This window comes from Vibrio sp. SCSIO 43140 (assembly GCF_023716585.1).
Lineage (GTDB): Bacteria > Pseudomonadota > Gammaproteobacteria > Enterobacterales > Vibrionaceae > Vibrio > Vibrio maritimus_B.
Genome location: NZ_CP071851.1, coordinates 1,302,379 through 1,319,901, shown reverse-complemented (window position 1 = coordinate 1,319,901; position 17,523 = coordinate 1,302,379). Strand labels below are relative to the sequence as shown.

General features: G+C 43.3%; 11 protein-coding genes. 4 read left to right on the top strand and 7 right to left on the bottom strand.

Annotation, left to right across the window (positions count from 1 at the left end; all coding sequences use genetic code 11):
• Positions 1 to 56: 56 nt before the first annotated feature.
• The 5 genes from J4N45_RS24410 to J4N45_RS24390 form a co-directional block, all read right to left on the bottom strand.
• Complete coding sequence (locus J4N45_RS24410) at positions 57 to 1,322, bottom strand: LamG domain-containing protein (RefSeq protein WP_252015074.1); 1,266 nt, start codon at positions 1,320 to 1,322, stop codon at positions 57 to 59.
• Between the two features lie 192 nt (positions 1,323 to 1,514).
• A complete protein-coding gene (locus tag J4N45_RS24405) occupies positions 1,515 to 3,104 on the bottom strand; it encodes a sugar porter family MFS transporter (protein ID WP_252015072.1) in 1,590 nt (529 codons plus the stop codon).
• A gap of 167 nt (positions 3,105 to 3,271) precedes the next feature.
• The gene (locus J4N45_RS24400) at positions 3,272 to 4,171 is read right to left on the bottom strand and encodes a carbohydrate ABC transporter permease (protein ID WP_252015070.1); all 900 of its coding nucleotides are present in this window, start codon (positions 4,169 to 4,171) and stop codon (positions 3,272 to 3,274) included.
• The gene (locus tag J4N45_RS24395) at positions 4,171 to 5,037 is read right to left on the bottom strand and encodes a carbohydrate ABC transporter permease (protein WP_252015068.1); all 867 of its coding nucleotides are present in this window, start codon (positions 5,035 to 5,037) and stop codon (positions 4,171 to 4,173) included. The genes J4N45_RS24400 and J4N45_RS24395 overlap by 1 nt, the downstream gene beginning before the upstream one ends.
• A 49-nt stretch (positions 5,038 to 5,086) precedes the next feature.
• Complete coding sequence (locus J4N45_RS24390; protein ID WP_252015067.1) at positions 5,087 to 6,349, bottom strand: ABC transporter substrate-binding protein; 1,263 nt, start codon at positions 6,347 to 6,349, stop codon at positions 5,087 to 5,089.
• A 300-nt stretch (positions 6,350 to 6,649) separates the two neighbouring features.
• Between J4N45_RS24390 and J4N45_RS24385 the strand changes: the two genes are divergently transcribed.
• On the top strand, positions 6,650 to 7,741 hold the full coding sequence (locus J4N45_RS24385) for an ABC transporter ATP-binding protein (RefSeq protein WP_252015065.1): 1,092 nt from the start codon (positions 6,650 to 6,652) through the stop codon (positions 7,739 to 7,741).
• Between the two features lie 63 nt (positions 7,742 to 7,804).
• Here the strand turns inward: J4N45_RS24385 and aldA (J4N45_RS24380) are convergent, their stop codons facing one another.
• On the bottom strand, positions 7,805 to 9,253 hold the full coding sequence (gene aldA, locus J4N45_RS24380; protein ID WP_252015063.1) for an aldehyde dehydrogenase: 1,449 nt from the start codon (positions 9,251 to 9,253) through the stop codon (positions 7,805 to 7,807).
• Between the two features lie 311 nt (positions 9,254 to 9,564).
• Here aldA (J4N45_RS24380) and J4N45_RS24375 point away from each other — a divergent pair, with 311 nt between their 5' ends.
• Complete coding sequence (locus J4N45_RS24375) at positions 9,565 to 10,338, top strand: FCD domain-containing protein (protein ID WP_252015061.1); 774 nt, start codon at positions 9,565 to 9,567, stop codon at positions 10,336 to 10,338.
• Between the two features lie 238 nt (positions 10,339 to 10,576).
• On the opposite strand, the gene J4N45_RS24370 is transcribed toward J4N45_RS24375, so the two are convergent.
• Positions 10,577 to 13,849, bottom strand: a complete 3,273-nt coding sequence (locus J4N45_RS24370; protein ID WP_252015059.1) for an FG-GAP-like repeat-containing protein — start codon at positions 13,847 to 13,849, stop codon at positions 10,577 to 10,579.
• A 260-nt stretch (positions 13,850 to 14,109) separates the two neighbouring features.
• Between J4N45_RS24370 and aldA (J4N45_RS24365) the strand changes: the two genes are divergently transcribed.
• Both aldA (J4N45_RS24365) and J4N45_RS24360 read left to right on the top strand, forming a co-directional pair.
• Positions 14,110 to 15,552, top strand: coding sequence for an aldehyde dehydrogenase (gene aldA / locus J4N45_RS24365; protein ID WP_252015057.1), 1,443 nt, complete (start codon positions 14,110 to 14,112; stop codon positions 15,550 to 15,552).
• A gap of 514 nt (positions 15,553 to 16,066) precedes the next feature.
• Positions 16,067 to 17,518: a carbohydrate porin gene (locus J4N45_RS24360; protein WP_252015055.1), complete on the top strand. Its 1,452-nt coding sequence runs from the start codon at positions 16,067 to 16,069 to the stop codon at positions 17,516 to 17,518.
• Positions 17,519 to 17,523: the final 5 nt, after the last annotated feature.

Genomic DNA, 17,523 nt, shown 5'->3' with positions numbered 1-17,523 from the left:
ACGCCAAAGCTTGTTATTTCTTGAACAAAGCTTCGGCGTTTAGTCGTAATAAGTTGTTATTGATTTACTGGTTTGAATACACGAACCCAGTCAACCAGCATAACGTTCTTTCCTGATTCATCAGCCAGATCAGCGTCGGTTGGATCATGAGTCCACCAGCTTTGGAGTTCATTGTTAATGATAATATCCATTGGCTTGTAGAAGCCTTTTCCTTGCTGATAGTTGTAAGGATCAATCACTGAAGCCGGAGACAGTTCGCTCGCCTTTTTCAGGTAGGCGAAGTCGAAATCATCACTGTTTTTCTCGTAGATTTCTACCGCCTGGTAACCTGTGTTGTCATTCACTAAGTCGTTATTACTATCAACTTTTGGATAGCTGTAAGACCAAGTTGGTGAGGTGCCAGAGTACATTTTTGTTGCAAATGCGTTGTTGTATAGCACTCGCACTAACTCGCCATTAATATAGTATTCAAAATGATAAGGGTTTACCCAGTGGACACCAATTTGAATATACTGTCGATCACCATCATTCCAAGTATATTCCCCCCAGCTGTTACGGCCACCCATGTGATGGTCGTCGCTTGACCCTTGCCACCAACTGTTTCTATCGCGAGGTTGATAGTCAGTAAATGGCTGTCGAATAAACGAGTGATGGCTTAGGTGAATAAATTTTGAAAAATACGTATTACCATTCCCACTACCTGCGTATGACTCAAGAATATCAATTTCTTGTGTATCATCCGGGCTGAGTAGCCAGACAGCAGCAGCTAAAGATATATCTGACATGCTAACGCTAGCTTCAACAAAAACAGGGTATTGCACTTGATTATTGGAAGAAATACACGCAGCATTCACGCCCGGTTTATCTTGCTTGTCTGTTCGGTCACTCCGAGAAACGTGAAACTCTGCTTTACCGTTCTTAACCGTGACATGGTCATGTTGCCAATAAGTCGCGCCTGGACCGTCCCAGCTGGATGAATGATAGAAGTTGTACCAACGCCCGTCACCAAAATCCTGTCTTTCTGATGTCGCTTCAAACTCATATTGAAAGTCATCAGACATATCAGTCCGTTCTTGCCATTTTTTTCCAACACCTGCAAATGCGGGCACGCTTAGTCGATGGACGTCTTCAGGGTCTTCGGAAACAGAACCGTAACCAAGAGTGGAAATATCAGTCAATGTGGTTGAACTGTCAGGACCAGCCTGAGGAGGTGCTACGCCATTTTGTCCGCCTGGGTCTGTGGGGCCGTCACCTGAACCACCGCCGCAACCAGCCAAAACAAGAGCTGTCGCTATCGTCGCCAGAGTAAATGTATGTTTCATTCCTTTAATCCCTTCAAAGTACGCTGCTAAACAAAAAGAAGCATACACATTTCAACCAATAGGTTTTGTGATCAACCAATTATATTTAACTGGCAGCCCAATAATTAATGTTATTCGTATCATTAATGTGATTTATGCGACAATTTGTACAGAAAGAAGTAAGGCCAACAATGTGTTGTTGGCCTTAAGTTCCTAATAGCTATTGCTTTGTTCTAATCTCTTTTGGGGTTTTCGATTGGCTGACAACAACACCTCTATCTGTTCAATCGATTTGTCTTTAGTTTCAGGTAGTAGTTTGCCAATCAGCACTAATCCGAGGCCACTGAACACTGCATACATTAAGAACGTGTTTGCTGCGCCAAAGTTGGCCAATTGCCATGGGAAGAATTGTTGAATTAGGTAACTCGCAATACTAGTAACGATGGCACATATAGGGATAGCAGCACTACGGACTGAGTTAGGGAATATTTCTGAAAACAGAACCCACATGATCGGTCCAATGGAAATATGAAACGCTGCGATAAATCCGAGAATACCAAACAGGACTAAGTACGGATTAACTACAATCGTTTTTTCGATAATGGTCGCTTCATATTGAATCAATTCGCTTGTTGAATAGACGGTTGACAGTGCCTCTTTAAACGCTACATCACTTTCAAATACTTTACCCTCGAGTCCTTGGAGAGGCGCGACATTTATGGTTTCCGCGAGTTGCTCAACATTGGCGCTACTCAGTTCATATTTAGCGCTTTGGAAGCCATACCAACAGGCGACATGGCTAAGAACAGCAAATGATAAACCGATTAGTAATAATGGACGACGACCCAATTTGTCGATAAACATAATGGCTAAAACGGTAAAGACCACACTCGTCAAGCCAATGTAGATAGCTTGTTGAAAGGCTGCGTTACCACCGAACCCAACCTGCTCAAAAACAGTAGGTGCGTAAAATAGGATGGCATTCATCCCGGTAATTCCCTGCACTATCGCGATCGTTACTCCAATAATCAATGCGGTACTGTGTTTTGACGTAATAAGACTTTTTAATTGATGACTAAAGGCTGGCTGTTTGTCCTCTTGCATCGTTGCATTAACTTCTTTTACCGTGTCGAGGAGTTCATCAGGGGCATACAATTTGCTGAGTACGTCTTTTGCTTCCTGAACTTTGCCTCTTGTGATCAACCAGCGAGGTGATTCTGGAACGGAAAATAACAGCGCAAACCAAAGAATGGCAGGAACAAGCTCGGAGGCTAGCATGGTTCTCCATACTCCCTCTGATGAGAGTAGGTAGATGCTATCGGAGATGTTGATGACGAGATAGTAGTTGATAAAGTAGGCCATTGATAGGCCAATAACGATATTAAACTGATTACAGGAAACCAACTTACCCCGCAGTTTCGAAGGCGCTACTTCGCCAATGTACATTGATGCCAGAGACAAGGAGCTAAAGGCAAGACCGCCAATAAAGCGAGCACCTACTAACATCTCGTAACTGGTAGCTAACGCAGAGGCGATAGCGGAAAAAATATACAGCCCTGCAATAAGAATGAGTGCTTTTTTGCGCCCCCAAGCGTCGGCAATTTTTCCAGCGAAGAACAAAGCGATTATTGCGCCAAGGCTCGGAGCTCCAACAATAGTGCCTATCTGTAAGTCGGATAGACCGAACTCTAGACTGATAAAACGAATAGTTCCGGATATGATCGCGGCATCGAGGCCGAAGACAAATCCACCGAGCGCGACGATTAGCGCGTATCGAATGGCATTTTTAGTGTGATGGTTCATTGGATAGTACCTACTTCATAAAGATTATCCAATACTTGCCTATAGGTGAGCCAAAGTATGCATAATCGATCACAATTGGATGATCAATTATGTATTTTTAGGTTTTTTAGTTAACCAATTTGAGGTGCCTCGCAAAAATCGCCACTAGGGCGATTTTTGCGAGGGGGTTATTTTACTGCTCCGGCGGTCATGCCAGAAACGATTTGCTTGGAAAGTGCAAAAAAGACGCAGAGTAGAGGAAGTGACGCTAGAACTGCAGCGGGGAATAGTTGAGTCGGATCGACGGAGTAAGTACCCAGAAATCTGAGTACTGCGGGCATAATCGTCAGTTTGCTTTCTGTTGTGATGAATAGAAGTGGATTCACAACGTCATTCCAGACGGATAATGTAACGAAAATAGCAAGTGTACCTGTGATGGGTTTAAGCATAGGAAAAATGATATACCAATAGGTTTTTAGAAACGATGCACCATCGAGCCTAGCCGCTTCTTCGAGTTCTTTGGGTATCGCTTTCATAAAGCTCGTGTAAAAAAATACGCCAAGCGGAAGGTTGCCCACAGTGTAGACCAAAATAAGACCAATATAAGAATCAAGCAACCCCAAGTCTCGCATAAATAGATAAAGAGGTGTGAGTGCTGCAAAGGGCGGAATTATCATACCGATAACAAAAAAGATATAGACTATGCTGGTTATTCGATTTCGTATCCTAGCAAGTGGATAGGCAGCCAGGGATGAAATTAATGACACACATAAGATAGAGGCGATAGTTATCCCTATCGTGTTCAGAACAGTACCATAATAATTCATGTCTTCGATAACACCCGCGTAATTGGACAGGTGCAAGGTGGTTGGGAGCCCAAGTGGGTCGAGCATGATTTCTTTTCGAGAGCGAAAGGACATCGCTATCATATAAAATACAGGTGATAGTATTAGGACGACGACGGCAATCATAAAACTACTGAGAAGTGTTTTATTGAGCTTTCGCATCGGGAATCGTCTCAATTGTCTATGTTTTTGAGAACGATTCATTTGTGGACTATTGGCGTCATTTACGATCAACTTTTCCATTATATCCGGTCCTCCCTAGACCTTAAGTAACTGTTTTGAATGATTGTGATGAGTGCTACCAAGATGATCATCACAACGGAAAGAGCCGCTGCCATACCGTATTTAAAATCCTGAAAAATAAGCGTAAATATTTTCAAACCTAGCGTCATCGTCGCATAGTCTGGACCGCCTAAGGTCATGATGTAAGGGAATTCAAATGACTTAAGAGTCCCTATGGTTGCGAGAGTCATATTCACGGTAATGGCTGGTGCGAGTAATGGAATATCGATGTAGAAGAAAGACTTAATTGGTGACACGCCATCCACACGTGCCGCATCTTTGATCTCTGAAGAAATGCCGGCATAGCCCGCTAGAAATATTGCAGTAGAGTACCCAACAAACATCCAAACATGCACAGCTGCAACTGAAAAAAGGGCAATGTTTGAATCCCCTAACCATACCTGTTGTAAGTTTGATAGCCCTAACAAAGACAATAGTTCGTTAAGTCCGCCGCCCATTGGAGCATAGAGGTATTGCCACACATATCCCGCTATGACCAGAGATAGCATTGAAGGAACGAGAAGAGCAGTTCGCAACATGTTTCGTATTTGTGGCAAGCTATTGAGCAGCGCAGCAAATATTAAGCCAATACCATTTTGAAAGATGACTACGAATAAACCGTACATCAAGGTATTTTTAAGTACCTTTAAATAACGATGATCAGAAAAAATCTCATGATAGTTATCAAAACCAACCCATGAACTCTCGCCAACTCCTGCATACTCAGTCAAAGACAAGGAGATGCCTTTAAATAGTGGATAGATTGAAAAAAGAATGTATATGATTAGTGCAGGTAAAATAAAATACAAGCGTCTATCTAGTCTCATTATAGTACTCCAATAAAGGTCCACTTAAGACAAGTGGACCTTGGTCTTGTTACTTTTTAGCTCTTTCTTTTTCCATAATCGCATCCCAGCTTGCCAGTATAGGAGCGTAGTCTTGATCCGAATTTAACATGAATGCGGTAATATCATTTCGCATGTCTGGCGTTAGACTGACAGGAAAAGAACCGTCTGGGTAGGTGACAAAGTGGCCACTTTCTCTTGCCTCAATATAGCTAGATGCAATGTTGAGCGGCAATCCTGAATCACCGTTGACAAGTGGTGAAATCGCAGTGTCTGCTTCAAGAAATAGCTTCAAGTTTTCATTTACCGTCCAGAAATCGATCCACTTCATTGCCGCTTCTTTGTGAGTGGCATCGTTAGGAATCGCCCACCCTGGGCCAATATAATCAACAACGACACCATGATTGCCGTTCGCAGACGGAAAAGGATGCAGAGTGAACTTTTCTGGTAGTTCGTCGTTCACGAAGGGGGTGATATTCCACAGACCCTGTGGAAGCATTGCTATTCGTCCAGACTGGAATGTTGTTAATGCGACAGACCAAGGGTCGGTACCGGCACTAATTTTAGGGTTGAAGCAGTTTGCATCGATCATCTTGCGGAATGATTCAAATGCGTTCTTAACATATTTATCATCGCTAAATTTCAATTCGCCGGAGTTAAACTTCGAAATCCTATCTTGGCTAGGTTTGTCACCATCGGTAAGAGCCAAACTGATAAAGAAAAGATATGGGCCCCAGTCACCGTTATTCCCTGGTAATACCGTTGGAATAATGCCCTGTTCATTTAGGGTACGGCATGTTTCAGTGAACTCTTCTAGCGTATTTGGAAAGTCAGTGATACCAGCCTTGGCAAGTAGGGCGTCATTCGCATACATGCCCATCCCCGAGACTTGAAGCATCGAGTAATACACATCATCACCTAGGCCTAAATAGGGTTGCAAAGCAGGCTGGAATTGATTGATAAATGGTTGTTCGTTCAGTTTCATTAACTGACCATTTTCGCCCCAATGGGTCATAAACTCACGGTCAACCATAACAACATCGGGTGGAGAGCCTGCTTGAAATCGAGCTGGAATACTCGTCACCATGTCATTCCTTGCCATAAAGTTCAGTTTAACTTTAATGTTTGGGTTCTCTTTTTCAAATCGCTCGATGATGGTGGGGAAGTTAGCTATTTCAGTTCCGGAACCTTTCCAGCTTGCGACTTCGAGCTCGACAATATTATCTGCGAGCGCACTACCGAAAGTGAGAGACATTGCTAGCCCGGTACAGAGTGATAGTGTTGTTTTTTTCATAACTCGGATCTCTTTGTATTTTTATTTTTACACATGTTGATCAATTCCGATGTAAAGAAGCACCACTTAGAAGACTTGAAACAGAATTGGACAACCAGGATGATTAAAAATGTAGCAACTGGTTTGCTGAATGTATGTGATTGGCCTCAAATACAAACAATGATACATAATTGTTAATGGTGTTAATGCTATTTTTTAGACAATGGTCACATACCCGTGTAAACCTCTGAATTTTTGATTAACCAATGGTGTGGAATTGAGTTACTTTGGTTGATAAATGTCCAATGGGGATGGAATGGCATGTCGGCGATTAAATTAAAAGGTGTGAAAAAAAGGTTTGGTAAGGTTCAGACAATCCATGGGGTAGATTTAGACATTGCACACGGTGAGTTTGTTGTTTTTGTTGGCCCTTCTGGGTGCGGAAAGTCGACGCTACTTCGGCTAATTGCTGGACTTGAGGATATTTCTGAGGGTGATATTTACATTGACCAACAGCAAGTCAATGATGTTGAGCCAGCGGAGCGGGGAATATCCATGGTCTTTCAGTCTTATGCTCTCTATCCGCATATGACGGTTGAACAAAACATGGGATTTAGCCTCAAGATGAGTGGTGTTGGTAAGTCCGAAGTCAGCCGGCTCGTGAGCCTAGCGGCGAAGAGCTTACAACTCGAGCACTTATTAAAAAGAAGGCCAAAAGAGCTGTCTGGTGGTCAGCGACAGCGGGTGGCGATTGGTCGCGCGATTGTTCGTAACCCAAATGCATTCTTATTTGATGAACCACTTTCTAACCTTGATGCTGAACTTCGCGTTGAAATGCGACTGCAAATCGCAAAGCTGCACCAAGAAATTGACACCACGATGATCTATGTTACGCATGACCAAGTTGAAGCAATGACACTGGCAGATAAAATCGTAGTACTTAAAGATGGAAGCATTGAACAAGTTGGAACGCCATTGGATCTCTATAACAAACCCGCGAATATGTTTGTGGCTGGGTTTATTGGTTCGCCAAAAATGAATTTTTTTGATGTCGACGTCGTCGAGTGCAAAGAAGATACCTTGAGAATAAGATTGGCCGATAACCAAGAGATTCAACTACAATGCCAAAATGATAGTTCGGTTAGGGTGGGACAAACCCTTAAACTAGGAGTGCGGCCTGAGCATTTGTATATGGAAAAGGGAGTCGGTGATATTACTTTTAGCTTTCAAAGCGAAGTTGTTGAGCGACTTGGTAATAGTACATATATGTTTGGCCAAGTGTCGGGACAAGATAGAGTCGTTGTTCATTGTCCTGGCGACAAAGAGGTTGGGCCGTTTGAAAAAATCGCTGTGACCGCGAACTTGAATGACTGTCACCTTTTCGGTGAAAATGGCACCAGAATTAGTCACTAAAAAAATAGCATCGCAGTAGCGATGCTATTGAATTAATGCTTGGCTTAATGGCCGACCCAATATTTATTGGTAATTAACGTACACGGTCTTTTTCTGAAGGTAACCTTCTAGGCCGTGTTTGCCATCTTCTCCACCGATTCCCGAACGTTTAAAACCAGTGTGGAAGCCGTTGAATAACTCACCATTCGGACGGTTGACATATATTTCGCCGACTTCAAGCTCGTTGACCGCCTGCATGATCTTGCGCATATCGTTGGTATAAACGTAACCAGAAAGGCCCAGGTCGATATCATTGGCGTACTCAAGTGCTTGCTCAAAGCTCTTAACTGGCATCGCTGCGACAATCGGTCCAAATGTTTCTTCTTTCATGATGTCCATGTCATTGGTTACATTCGTGATGACCGTAGGTGCAAACCAAAAACCTTGGTCAAACTCTTCCCCATCAGGTCTTCCGCCGCCAAGTTCAATCACCGCGCCTTGTTCTTTTGCACGCTCAACCATACGTGTGAGGTTTTGAATCTCTCTTGCGTTAACTTTAGGGCCAATATCGGTGTCATCTAGAAGCGGGTTACCAACTTTTAGTTGCTTTGTTTTCGCAATGAATTTTGTCATAAACTCATCGTAAATTGCTTCATGAATGTACATACGCTCGTTAGATGTACAAATTTGACCGCAATTTCCAAAACCAGACTTCACGGCTAGGTCGACGACATGATCAACATCGACATCGTCAAGCACAATAAATGGCGCCTTACCACCAAGTTCTAAATTCAGCGCGGTGATATTCTCAGAGGCTGAACGATAAAGTATTGAGCCAACCTCAGAGCTTCCTGTTAGCGTTACTAACTTGGTTAATGGGTTTCGAACTAATTCGTCACCGACAACGCCACCTTCACCTGAAATAATGTTAACGACACCTTTAGGGAAATCACACTCAGCGATGAGCTTTGAAAACTCTAAAACCGCTAGTGGCGTATCTGCAGGAGGCATAATCACCATGGTATTGCCCGCAACTAATGCATTGCCGAGTTTTCTCGCTGCAAGTGCTAACGGATAGTTCCATGCAAGTAGACCAACAGTAACACCAAAAGGCACACGTTGAATCCAGATTTGCTCATTTGGGTTTTCGCTTGTCACTATCTCTCCCTCGATACGACGAGCTGATTCAGCTGCGTAACGAAGAAAACCAACTGAACCTGCGACCTCACCACGAGCGTCCGAAAGTGTTTTCCCTTGTTCGGTGGTTAACAGCTTTGCGAATGATTCTGTGTTCGCTTCGAGTTTGTCGGCGAGTTTAGAGACATAGTTAGCACGAGTCTGGGCAGGAAGCTTTGCCCATGCCTTTGACGCTTTATCACTCGACACAAGTGCTTTTTGAGCATCTTCTCTCGTCGCTTTTGGTGCATAACCCACGATGGTTTCATTACTCGGGTTAATAACTTCAATAGTCTCTGAGCTAGAGGCTGTTAGCCATTGACCATCGATGTAAAGATTGCTGTGTAAAGTAGACATAGTTTCCTCAGCGAGTACATATAATATGGCCTTAATATAACCCAATTAGCTTCATTGGCAAACCAAAATGTTGCATTGGTGAATGTATGTGTGATTTGGTCTGCGTATTTGTATTTTTTAATTATCTAATGATACGGCATGATTATTTGTCAGGCTTTTATCACAAACTCTGAATATTCAACACTGTAACCTTATTGTATTGCAAAAATCGTGATACTGATAGCATAGCTATGCTGTATTTGGTGGTAAAATTGGTTACATTAAAGTAAAATCGGTTGACCGAATTATGCCGACCACCTCTGGAAGACTGAATGATTGAATCAAATAACACTAAACGACGATACTATGACATTGGGCTTCAAATCGAAGAGCTGCTCCACTCTGGAGTATTTAAAGCTGGCGAACGGTTACCCTCTGAACGCGAACTGAGTGACCGCTTTGAGACGAGTCGCGCGACGATCCGTGAAGCTATCATCATGCTTGAGCTCAAAGGTCTAGTGATTGTACGACAAGGCGCAGGTATCTATTTCATTGATTCTCCTGATAAAGCGTCTAGTAGTGCATTTATCCCTAAAAGTGATATTGGTCCTTTTGAGCTTCTTCAGGCTAGACAGATCATTGAAAGTAACATCGCAGGGTTCGCCGCGACGCAGATCAAGTTCAATGAACTTAGAGACCTTAAAAAGGTGCTTATCCAGCAAGAGAATGAAATTAACGGTGATAGTGAAAAGTTCGAACAACTTGATGAGCAGTTTCACCACTTGATCTCTGAGTCGACCCAAAATCGTGTATTGATTCGTCAAGCGGCAGAGATGTGGAACACGGTACGTATTAAAAACCCTCTTTGGCGTGAGTTAAACCACAAGTATCTTCATGAAGAGCGACTACAAACTCAGTGGATTAACGACCACAAACGTATTTTGATGGCTTTACAAAAACGCTCTGCGGAAGAAGCGAAGCAGGCCGTTTGGCAGCACATTGAGAACAGTAAGGTCGAGTTGTTAAAGATAGCATCGTCAGAAGGGGTTGATGAGGAACTCGATGACTTTTTCTTCGCTCTTGATTTAGATATCGAGAACAGTTGATATAAGGCTAGTCCAAATAGCTTATTGTCATTAAAAATAAGTATGAATGAGACATTTCCTGACTCTCTAGAAAAAATCGGATACCTGTTTTAGGTTCCGATTTTTTCGTTTTGAACGCTTTCATTTTGAACGCTATTGTCTAGCCAAACCAATGTCGCGCCAAACCAAGTTCATCAAAAAAAAACCGGAAACCTATGGGTAGGTTTCCGGTTGCTTGGTACTACGATTTAATTACTATTTAGCATGGATTATTATCGCCAGCTTCTGTAATACAGACTGGTTGAGTCCCCCAATCACTCTTCTCACCTCGATCATTTAAGAACTCTACGTACAAGTAGTAGAAATCACCATTTTCCAAGTGTTTCGTTGGTACCAATCCATTATCTTGGTAAGACGGAAGATCAAGAGAGTAAGTTGCCGTTCCACTTTGACTACCTACTGTTCCAGGTACGATATCGTACTGATTACCTGTTCCCTGACCAGCAAAATCATAGACAAGGCCCCAGCTTGGGCTTTGGAGACGACGCAAGTAAATTTTCACGCCTTCGGGTATAACGCTATTAGAACCAGCGTGATAGTCGAATGTAACCTCCATTGGGGTGTCGATTGGGTTTGCACGAGTTTTGTATTTCCAATCGTTGTCAAACTTAATGCTATTTCCTACAAAATCCTCGGAGTCAAAAGTAATCGAGTCTTGAACAGCATCTGGTGTTTCACTTCCATTTGCAGTCGCGGTAATCGTGACTTCACCAACGCCAGTACCTGATACGACACCCATCTCAGTTACGGTTGCGACGGCTGAGTCAGAAGTCGTCCACGTGATGGATACATCGTCGGGTTTTTCAGTTGGGTCGCTTGATTCCAATGTGGTGTCTAGCGTTACCTCCTGACCAACGTATAGGGGAGTACCATCATGTTCTATCGTGATATCAGTGACATAGATTGGGTCAAAGTCTCCTACTGAAATATCGATTGTTTGGCTTACGCTACTTGCTATTGAAGAAGTCACGGTAATGACGGCATCACCGTTTGCTTCAGCAGTGATAACACCAGAGGTATTGACACTGGCAACCGCTTCATTGCTACTGGTGTATACAACATCCGGTGTAGCGTTTAATGGAGTGAAGGTAGGTGTCAACTCATAGGTCTCATCAACACGAAGCTTTTTATCTTCACGATCCAATGTAATGCCAGTTGGTGTTGGCGCCATGCCGTCTTCAGAGTCCAAAGTGCCATTAAGCGCTGGTTTATCAAACGAGACCGTTTCACCATTTCGCCAGATGATGGTTGCTTTGTTTACTTGCTCACTGTTACCCAAACCGAAATGGGTTAGGTTCATGACGCCTTGGGAAAACGCTTCACCACGAGAACCAACTCGGTGCGAAGGTTTGGTACCGGACGCTGTTTCTAAAACAATGCGAGCGCCCAGTGGATCAATGTTTGCAAATGGGCTGTAGCCAACATCGACATTGAGGTAGTTGTTCGAACTCGTGGTTGTGTTTTTATACAAGTACCACTTACCTTCTTCATTACTACCATTGAGCAAGTCAACTTGACCGTTGCGGTCAAAGTCGAATGCTTGTCCCATATCCCCGTGTCCCGGGTCCGTTACATCGTGTGCACCATGAATCGTAGTGGTTTCAAATTGCCCTTTGCCGTTGTTAACCAACAAAAGGTCAGAAACACGTTCTGTTAAGAAGCCATAACGATGGATAAATAGATCATTCCAACCGCTGTTGTTAAAGTCTCCAAACGTAACACCCCAGTGGTTACCACCTGCAGGTACATTCCACTCTTGTGTTGCATCAACAAACTTATCGCCCTCGTTGATAAGAAGCATATCACTAACGTTGCGGTTCGTTGGCGGCCAATCCGTTTCAACCCCTGAAACGTTTTCTAGAGAGAACGAAACGTTCCAGTAAACATCTTGAGTTCTTACCCACTCAACTTTCCATTTTCCGTTGCCAGTGTAGCCAATATAAATACCATTTTGATCTCGGTTTTCTGGGAAACCAGTGGCATCTTCTGGCTTAATATCAAGCTCGTGTGGTGCATCTTTCATATCTGGGTGAAGTTGGCTGTCTTGGAAGCCTGTGGCATAAACCCATTTTTTCTCTTTTGCATCACCAAGGTAAATTGGATAACCATCATCATACTGACGATAGGTAAGGTTTAGTTCATTGAGTGTTAACGTTGCCCCTTCTTCTGTCATAATATCGACGAGTGTCTCACCTTTCTCACCATCATCACGGACATCAAATTTTTCTGTGACCGGGTTGTAATCGTAAGACTTACGAGACATCTGATATTCAGGGAGGCCACGTGATAGGTAGATATCGAATAGCCCATCATTGTTTAAGTCCACCTCTGCAGCTGCTTGAACCTGGTATAGGTTTTGAGCGCTGGCAGGCAAACGTTCACTCGTCACGTTGGTAAAAGAGAAGTTACCATTGTTTTTCCATAGAGAAAGAGGGGAAAACAACAGCAGATCTTGTTGGCCATCGTTGTCAAAATCAACAATCAACACGCGTTCAGATGGCGTCGACTCAATGCCAGGGATACGCACTTGCTCGAAGGTACCATCGCCATTATTGCGATAAAACAGCTGAATAGGACCATCGTAATTAGGTGTCGTCGCGTTAATGAGTACCAGATCTAATAGACCGTTATTGTTTAGGTCAACCCAACGTGGAGCACGTCCGCGAGCGGGGGTATTGATACCACCGTTGTTGTCAACTTGAACATATCCACCTTTACCGTCGTTTTTGAAGAGGATGTAGGAAGATGGACTTGTACCGTTAGCTCCACCCATAGCAAGCATAAGATCTAGGTTACCATCGTTGGTGAAATCACCGAGCGCGGTACCGTGATAATCTTGAGCATAAGGGAAAATAGGTTCAACAGTAACGGTTGCACCTGAGGTGTTAGTTACTACTTGCGGAGCGATGAAGTTGTGGTTGTTTAGAATAGCATCGTAGAAGCCATTGCCCTCAATATCACCAATGGAAGGACCACCGTATTTAAACGTGACCTCCGTTTCTAATCCAACGTCTTGAGAGGCATCTGTAAATTGAGGTAAAGCGACATCAACCAGTGGTGCAGCGGTCATCGACTTGACCCTTACCGAACCAGTTCTGACAGCGATGGTAAAAGGTACATCGCTATCAGATTGTGCAGCAGTATCATTTAGCTGAGTAATCAATCGCAAAGAATGTTCGCCGGAACTTGGAATATCGACCTGATCTAAAAGTACTTGTTTTCCCTGCAATACAGAAATAGATGCGTAAGCAGAGTCAATAGTAACTTCTAGCTCAATAGCTTGAAGTGAATCTGGCGAAGTAATATCAACATCAACATCAATATTTTTGCCCACTTCAACAGTAGCGGGTAATGGCGTGGTTGGGTTTTGGCCTCCTGGAGGGATTTCACCGCTATCTGAGCTACTGTTGCATCCGACTGCGGTGGCAATAGCTAAAGCTAAGACGCTGTAGCCTATTTTACTTAATGACATACTGTTTCCTTTTTGGTGTCATACAATTTTCAGCAGATAGATTAGCGCTTAGTTTTAAAACGATTTGTGATCCTTGCTTTTTGGTTGTCCAAATCTTCAATTTACTTTCCAATTTTATGAAATAGATCAACCTATTTGACTCGTGGTTCATTTTTTTTAAGGTATTTTCGGTAATGTGACTTAGATTATTTGGAATTGGCAAAGGTGCTGTTATCTTTTGTTCAACCAATTTTATTATTTAATTTAGAGGTAAGGCCAAGATGAAACGTTATCAAATGTATGTCGGTGGTGAGTGGGTTGATGCGAAAAGCAAGCAAATAGAGAGTGTGATTAGTCCATCAACGGAAGAAGTGATCGCGGAAATCCAAAATGCTGACGAGAGTGATGCTGACTGGGTTTTAGACGTAGCGAAAAAAGCCCAAGCCTCTTGGGCTCGCAAGCCTGCCAGACAACGCGCAGACATCATGCGTACCTTTGCACAACTAATTAGAGACAATAAAGAACACTTAGCCGAGTTAATCGTTAAAGAACAAGGGAAACTGCATCGCGTTGCACTGGGTGAGGTAGAGGTAACCAGTTCATTTATCGAATATGCATGTGATTGGGCGAGGCAGATGGATGGCGATATCGTTCAGTCTGATAATGAGAATGAACAAATTATGATCCATAAAGTGCCGCGCGGCGTCGTAGTTGCGATAACCGCATGGAACTTTCCACTCGCGTTAGCAGGTCGCAAAATTGGGCCTGCGTTGGTTGCTGGTAATGCCATCGTGGTAAAACCGACGTCAGAAACGCCTTTAGCAACACTTGAGTTAGGTTATCTAGCCGAGCAGGCGGGTATTCCCGCGGGCATATTGAACATTGTAACGGGTGGGGGAAGAACACTCGGGAATGCGTTAGTTGGACATAGATCAACCAATATGGTCTCGATGACAGGAAGTACTCCAGCAGGCCAGTCGATTATTAAAGCGTCTGCCAATAATATGGCGCACGTTCAGCTTGAATTAGGCGGTAAGGCACCTTTTATTGTTATGGAAGATGCAGATCTTAACCAGGCAGCAGCGGCTGCCTTGCATTCTCGTTTCGATAACTGTGGGCAAGTATGTACTTGTAACGAAAGGATGTATGTACACAGTAAGGTTTATGACGACTTTATGCGCATATTCCTAGATAAAGTAGCGTCGATTCGAGTGGGAGACCCTATGGACCCAACGAGTGACATGGGGCCTAAAGTGAACGCACGTGAACTGCTTCATATGGAAGAGCTTGTTCAACAAGCCGTCGAAGAAGGCGCGACTATCGCCTATGGCGGTCAACGTGTTCAAGGGCCAGGGTTTGAAAAAGGCTTTTGGTTCCAACCGACCGTACTGACAGACGTTACACAAACGATGACGATTGTTCATGAAGAGGCGTTTGGACCGATTCTGCCTGTTATTCGATTCGATTCATTTGAGGAAGTCATCGAGTATGCGAATGACAGTGACTATGGCCTCGCTGCGATGATATGCACTAAAAACATGAAATACATTAACAGATTACTTTCTGAATTGGAGTCTGGCGAAATTTACATTAATCGCGGTCATGGCGAGCAACACCAAGGCTTCCACAATGGTTATAAGTTGAGTGGTACCGGTGGAGAAGATGGTAAATATGGCTTTGAGCAATACTTAGAGAAAAAGACGTTCTATGTGAACTTTGATTAACAACACCGTTCCTGCATAACTAATGAACCGATTATGATGATTCAATTGTAATCGGTTCACTCTTCTTAAATCCCCACTCATTTATGGCACAAAAATCACGGTTGCATAAAATTTGGTCTAAACAATCATGGGTTTTGTTACACCTTTGTGCAAACGTGATCCTCTGAGTCATGCTATAACGTGTGCTACAAAACTGTTTAAAATTAAAATACCTAAAATTCAACTAGTTGTATGGTTTTTTTGATTGGTTTGAGTTTCTTTTTTTGTGATTTGTGGCGCTTTTTGTATGGCATTTTTTTATAAAAAACGGCTTTTGATCAAGTTTTTACCTCAAAAATAGATTGTGAAAGCGAAATGCTACATTCATCACGTTAAATTGGGCAACCAATCTTTAAACTTATCAACATCAAAGCTCCATTGGTTAAGCAAAGTTGGGGATTGTTTAACGCAAAGTTCTATTTGTTTCTACTTTCAGTAATTGATGAATTAACGACTTAAACGGGTAAATAAAAAAATGAAAAGGAAAATTCTTTCACTCTCTCTTGTTGCTGCTGCAGTAAGCAGTGTATGCGCACCAGCCATTGCGGCAGATGCTACTTATCTCGATGGTTTCAAGTTTTCGGGTTATGGTCGCGGTGTTGTAGGTGTGACTCAGGACCAGTTAGTGAGTAAAGAGGCAGAGCGTGCTCATAACGGTGTCAACATTATTCAAACAGCAGGTAACCCGTACAAACCAACGGGTAAACTAGGAAACCAAGGCAGTCAGGCCGAGCTCCATTTAGATTATGGTGTGAGCCAGAATGACATGAACTGGGTAACTCACGTTAACTTGTTTACTGGTGCGAGCGATTACAACGATCCATCAAAACCACCTTCAAGTTATGTTTATCTGGACGAATGGTGGGTACATGGTACGGGTATTTTTGATAGCAATCCTAACGCCGCAGTGTGGATGGGTAAGCGCTACTACGGCCGTTATGAAGCGTCACTCAACTCATACCAACACGTAAACCAAGATGGCATTGGTGGTGGTGTTGATAACTATGATGTTGGCTTCGGCATGTTGGACCTTGGTGCGGTGAAAGATGGGTTTGGTGGTACGACGCATGAGTTCTGTGAAAAAGACTCATCAAATCAGTGCAAGCCTGATTCGGTTCAGGGTTACAGCGGCGGTAACGTTTCATTCCACGCTAAATTGCATAGCATGCCAATCGTTGACAACGTGAAGGGCGACGTGTTTGTTAACTATGGCCGTTATTTCGGCTCTGATGCAGATATGAAATCACACATTTCAAATGGTGATTACAGTCGCTCCGCACGTGATGATAACCCAGACTCTTACCAAGTTGGTTTCTCTATTAAGCAAGGTGAGTGGGCTGACTTTAATCGACTACTTGTTCGTTACAGCAGCAAAACCAGTTCTTCAATGACACAATCTTGGCTGCACCGTCCTAGCTACCAGGTAGGTGGTTTCTTTGACGGCATGCAAGAGATTACAGATTCAATCCGTTTAGAGTACTTGCTTTCTCACGAGACCGCGTCTTATGGCGATGATGTTAAAGATCTAGCGATCAACTGGGATCTACCTTACGAAAAAACCACTTGGAACCAAGCAGTGGTTCGAGGCACCTATAAGTGGAACAACAAGTTCTCAACCAAGCTTGAAATGGCTTATGACCAAATGGACTTCGAAGTTAATGGCTTGGGTAGCATGAGCGGTTCAGATGGCACGAACTCTTCTGCAAAAATCACTCTTGCTCAAGACATCCATCTAGGTAGTGGTTACTGGGACCGTCCTACTATTCGTTTGTTTGTTACCTACGGTCAGCTAGACACCAATACACTAGCATTCCAAAGCTTTGACAATGGTTACAGTGACTGGCAGGCAGGTTACAACCCATACATTACTGAACTGGGCAAGAAGAATGCGACAACCTTTGGTCTGATGTTTGAAACTTGGTGGTAATTTTT

Excerpts from the sequence above, each read along its gene's own strand:
- J4N45_RS24410 (WP_252015074.1), bottom strand. The coding sequence starts at position 1,322 with ATGAAACATACATTTACTCTGGCGACGATAGCGACAGCTCTTGTTTTG.
- J4N45_RS24405 (WP_252015072.1), bottom strand. The coding sequence starts at position 3,104 with ATGAACCATCACACTAAAAATGCCATTCGATACGCGCTAATCGTCGCG.
- J4N45_RS24400 (WP_252015070.1), bottom strand. The coding sequence starts at position 4,171 with ATGGAAAAGTTGATCGTAAATGACGCCAATAGTCCACAAATGAATCGT.
- J4N45_RS24395 (WP_252015068.1), bottom strand. The coding sequence starts at position 5,037 with ATGAGACTAGATAGACGCTTGTATTTTATTTTACCTGCACTAATCATA.
- J4N45_RS24390 (WP_252015067.1), bottom strand. The coding sequence starts at position 6,349 with ATGAAAAAAACAACACTATCACTCTGTACCGGGCTAGCAATGTCTCTC.
- J4N45_RS24385 (WP_252015065.1), top strand. The coding sequence starts at position 6,650 with ATGTCGGCGATTAAATTAAAAGGTGTGAAAAAAAGGTTTGGTAAGGTT.
- aldA (WP_252015063.1), bottom strand. The coding sequence starts at position 9,253 with ATGTCTACTTTACACAGCAATCTTTACATCGATGGTCAATGGCTAACA.
- J4N45_RS24375 (WP_252015061.1), top strand. The coding sequence starts at position 9,565 with ATGATTGAATCAAATAACACTAAACGACGATACTATGACATTGGGCTT.
- J4N45_RS24370 (WP_252015059.1), bottom strand. The coding sequence starts at position 13,849 with ATGTCATTAAGTAAAATAGGCTACAGCGTCTTAGCTTTAGCTATTGCC.
- aldA (WP_252015057.1), top strand. The coding sequence starts at position 14,110 with ATGAAACGTTATCAAATGTATGTCGGTGGTGAGTGGGTTGATGCGAAA.
- J4N45_RS24360 (WP_252015055.1), top strand. The coding sequence starts at position 16,067 with ATGAAAAGGAAAATTCTTTCACTCTCTCTTGTTGCTGCTGCAGTAAGC.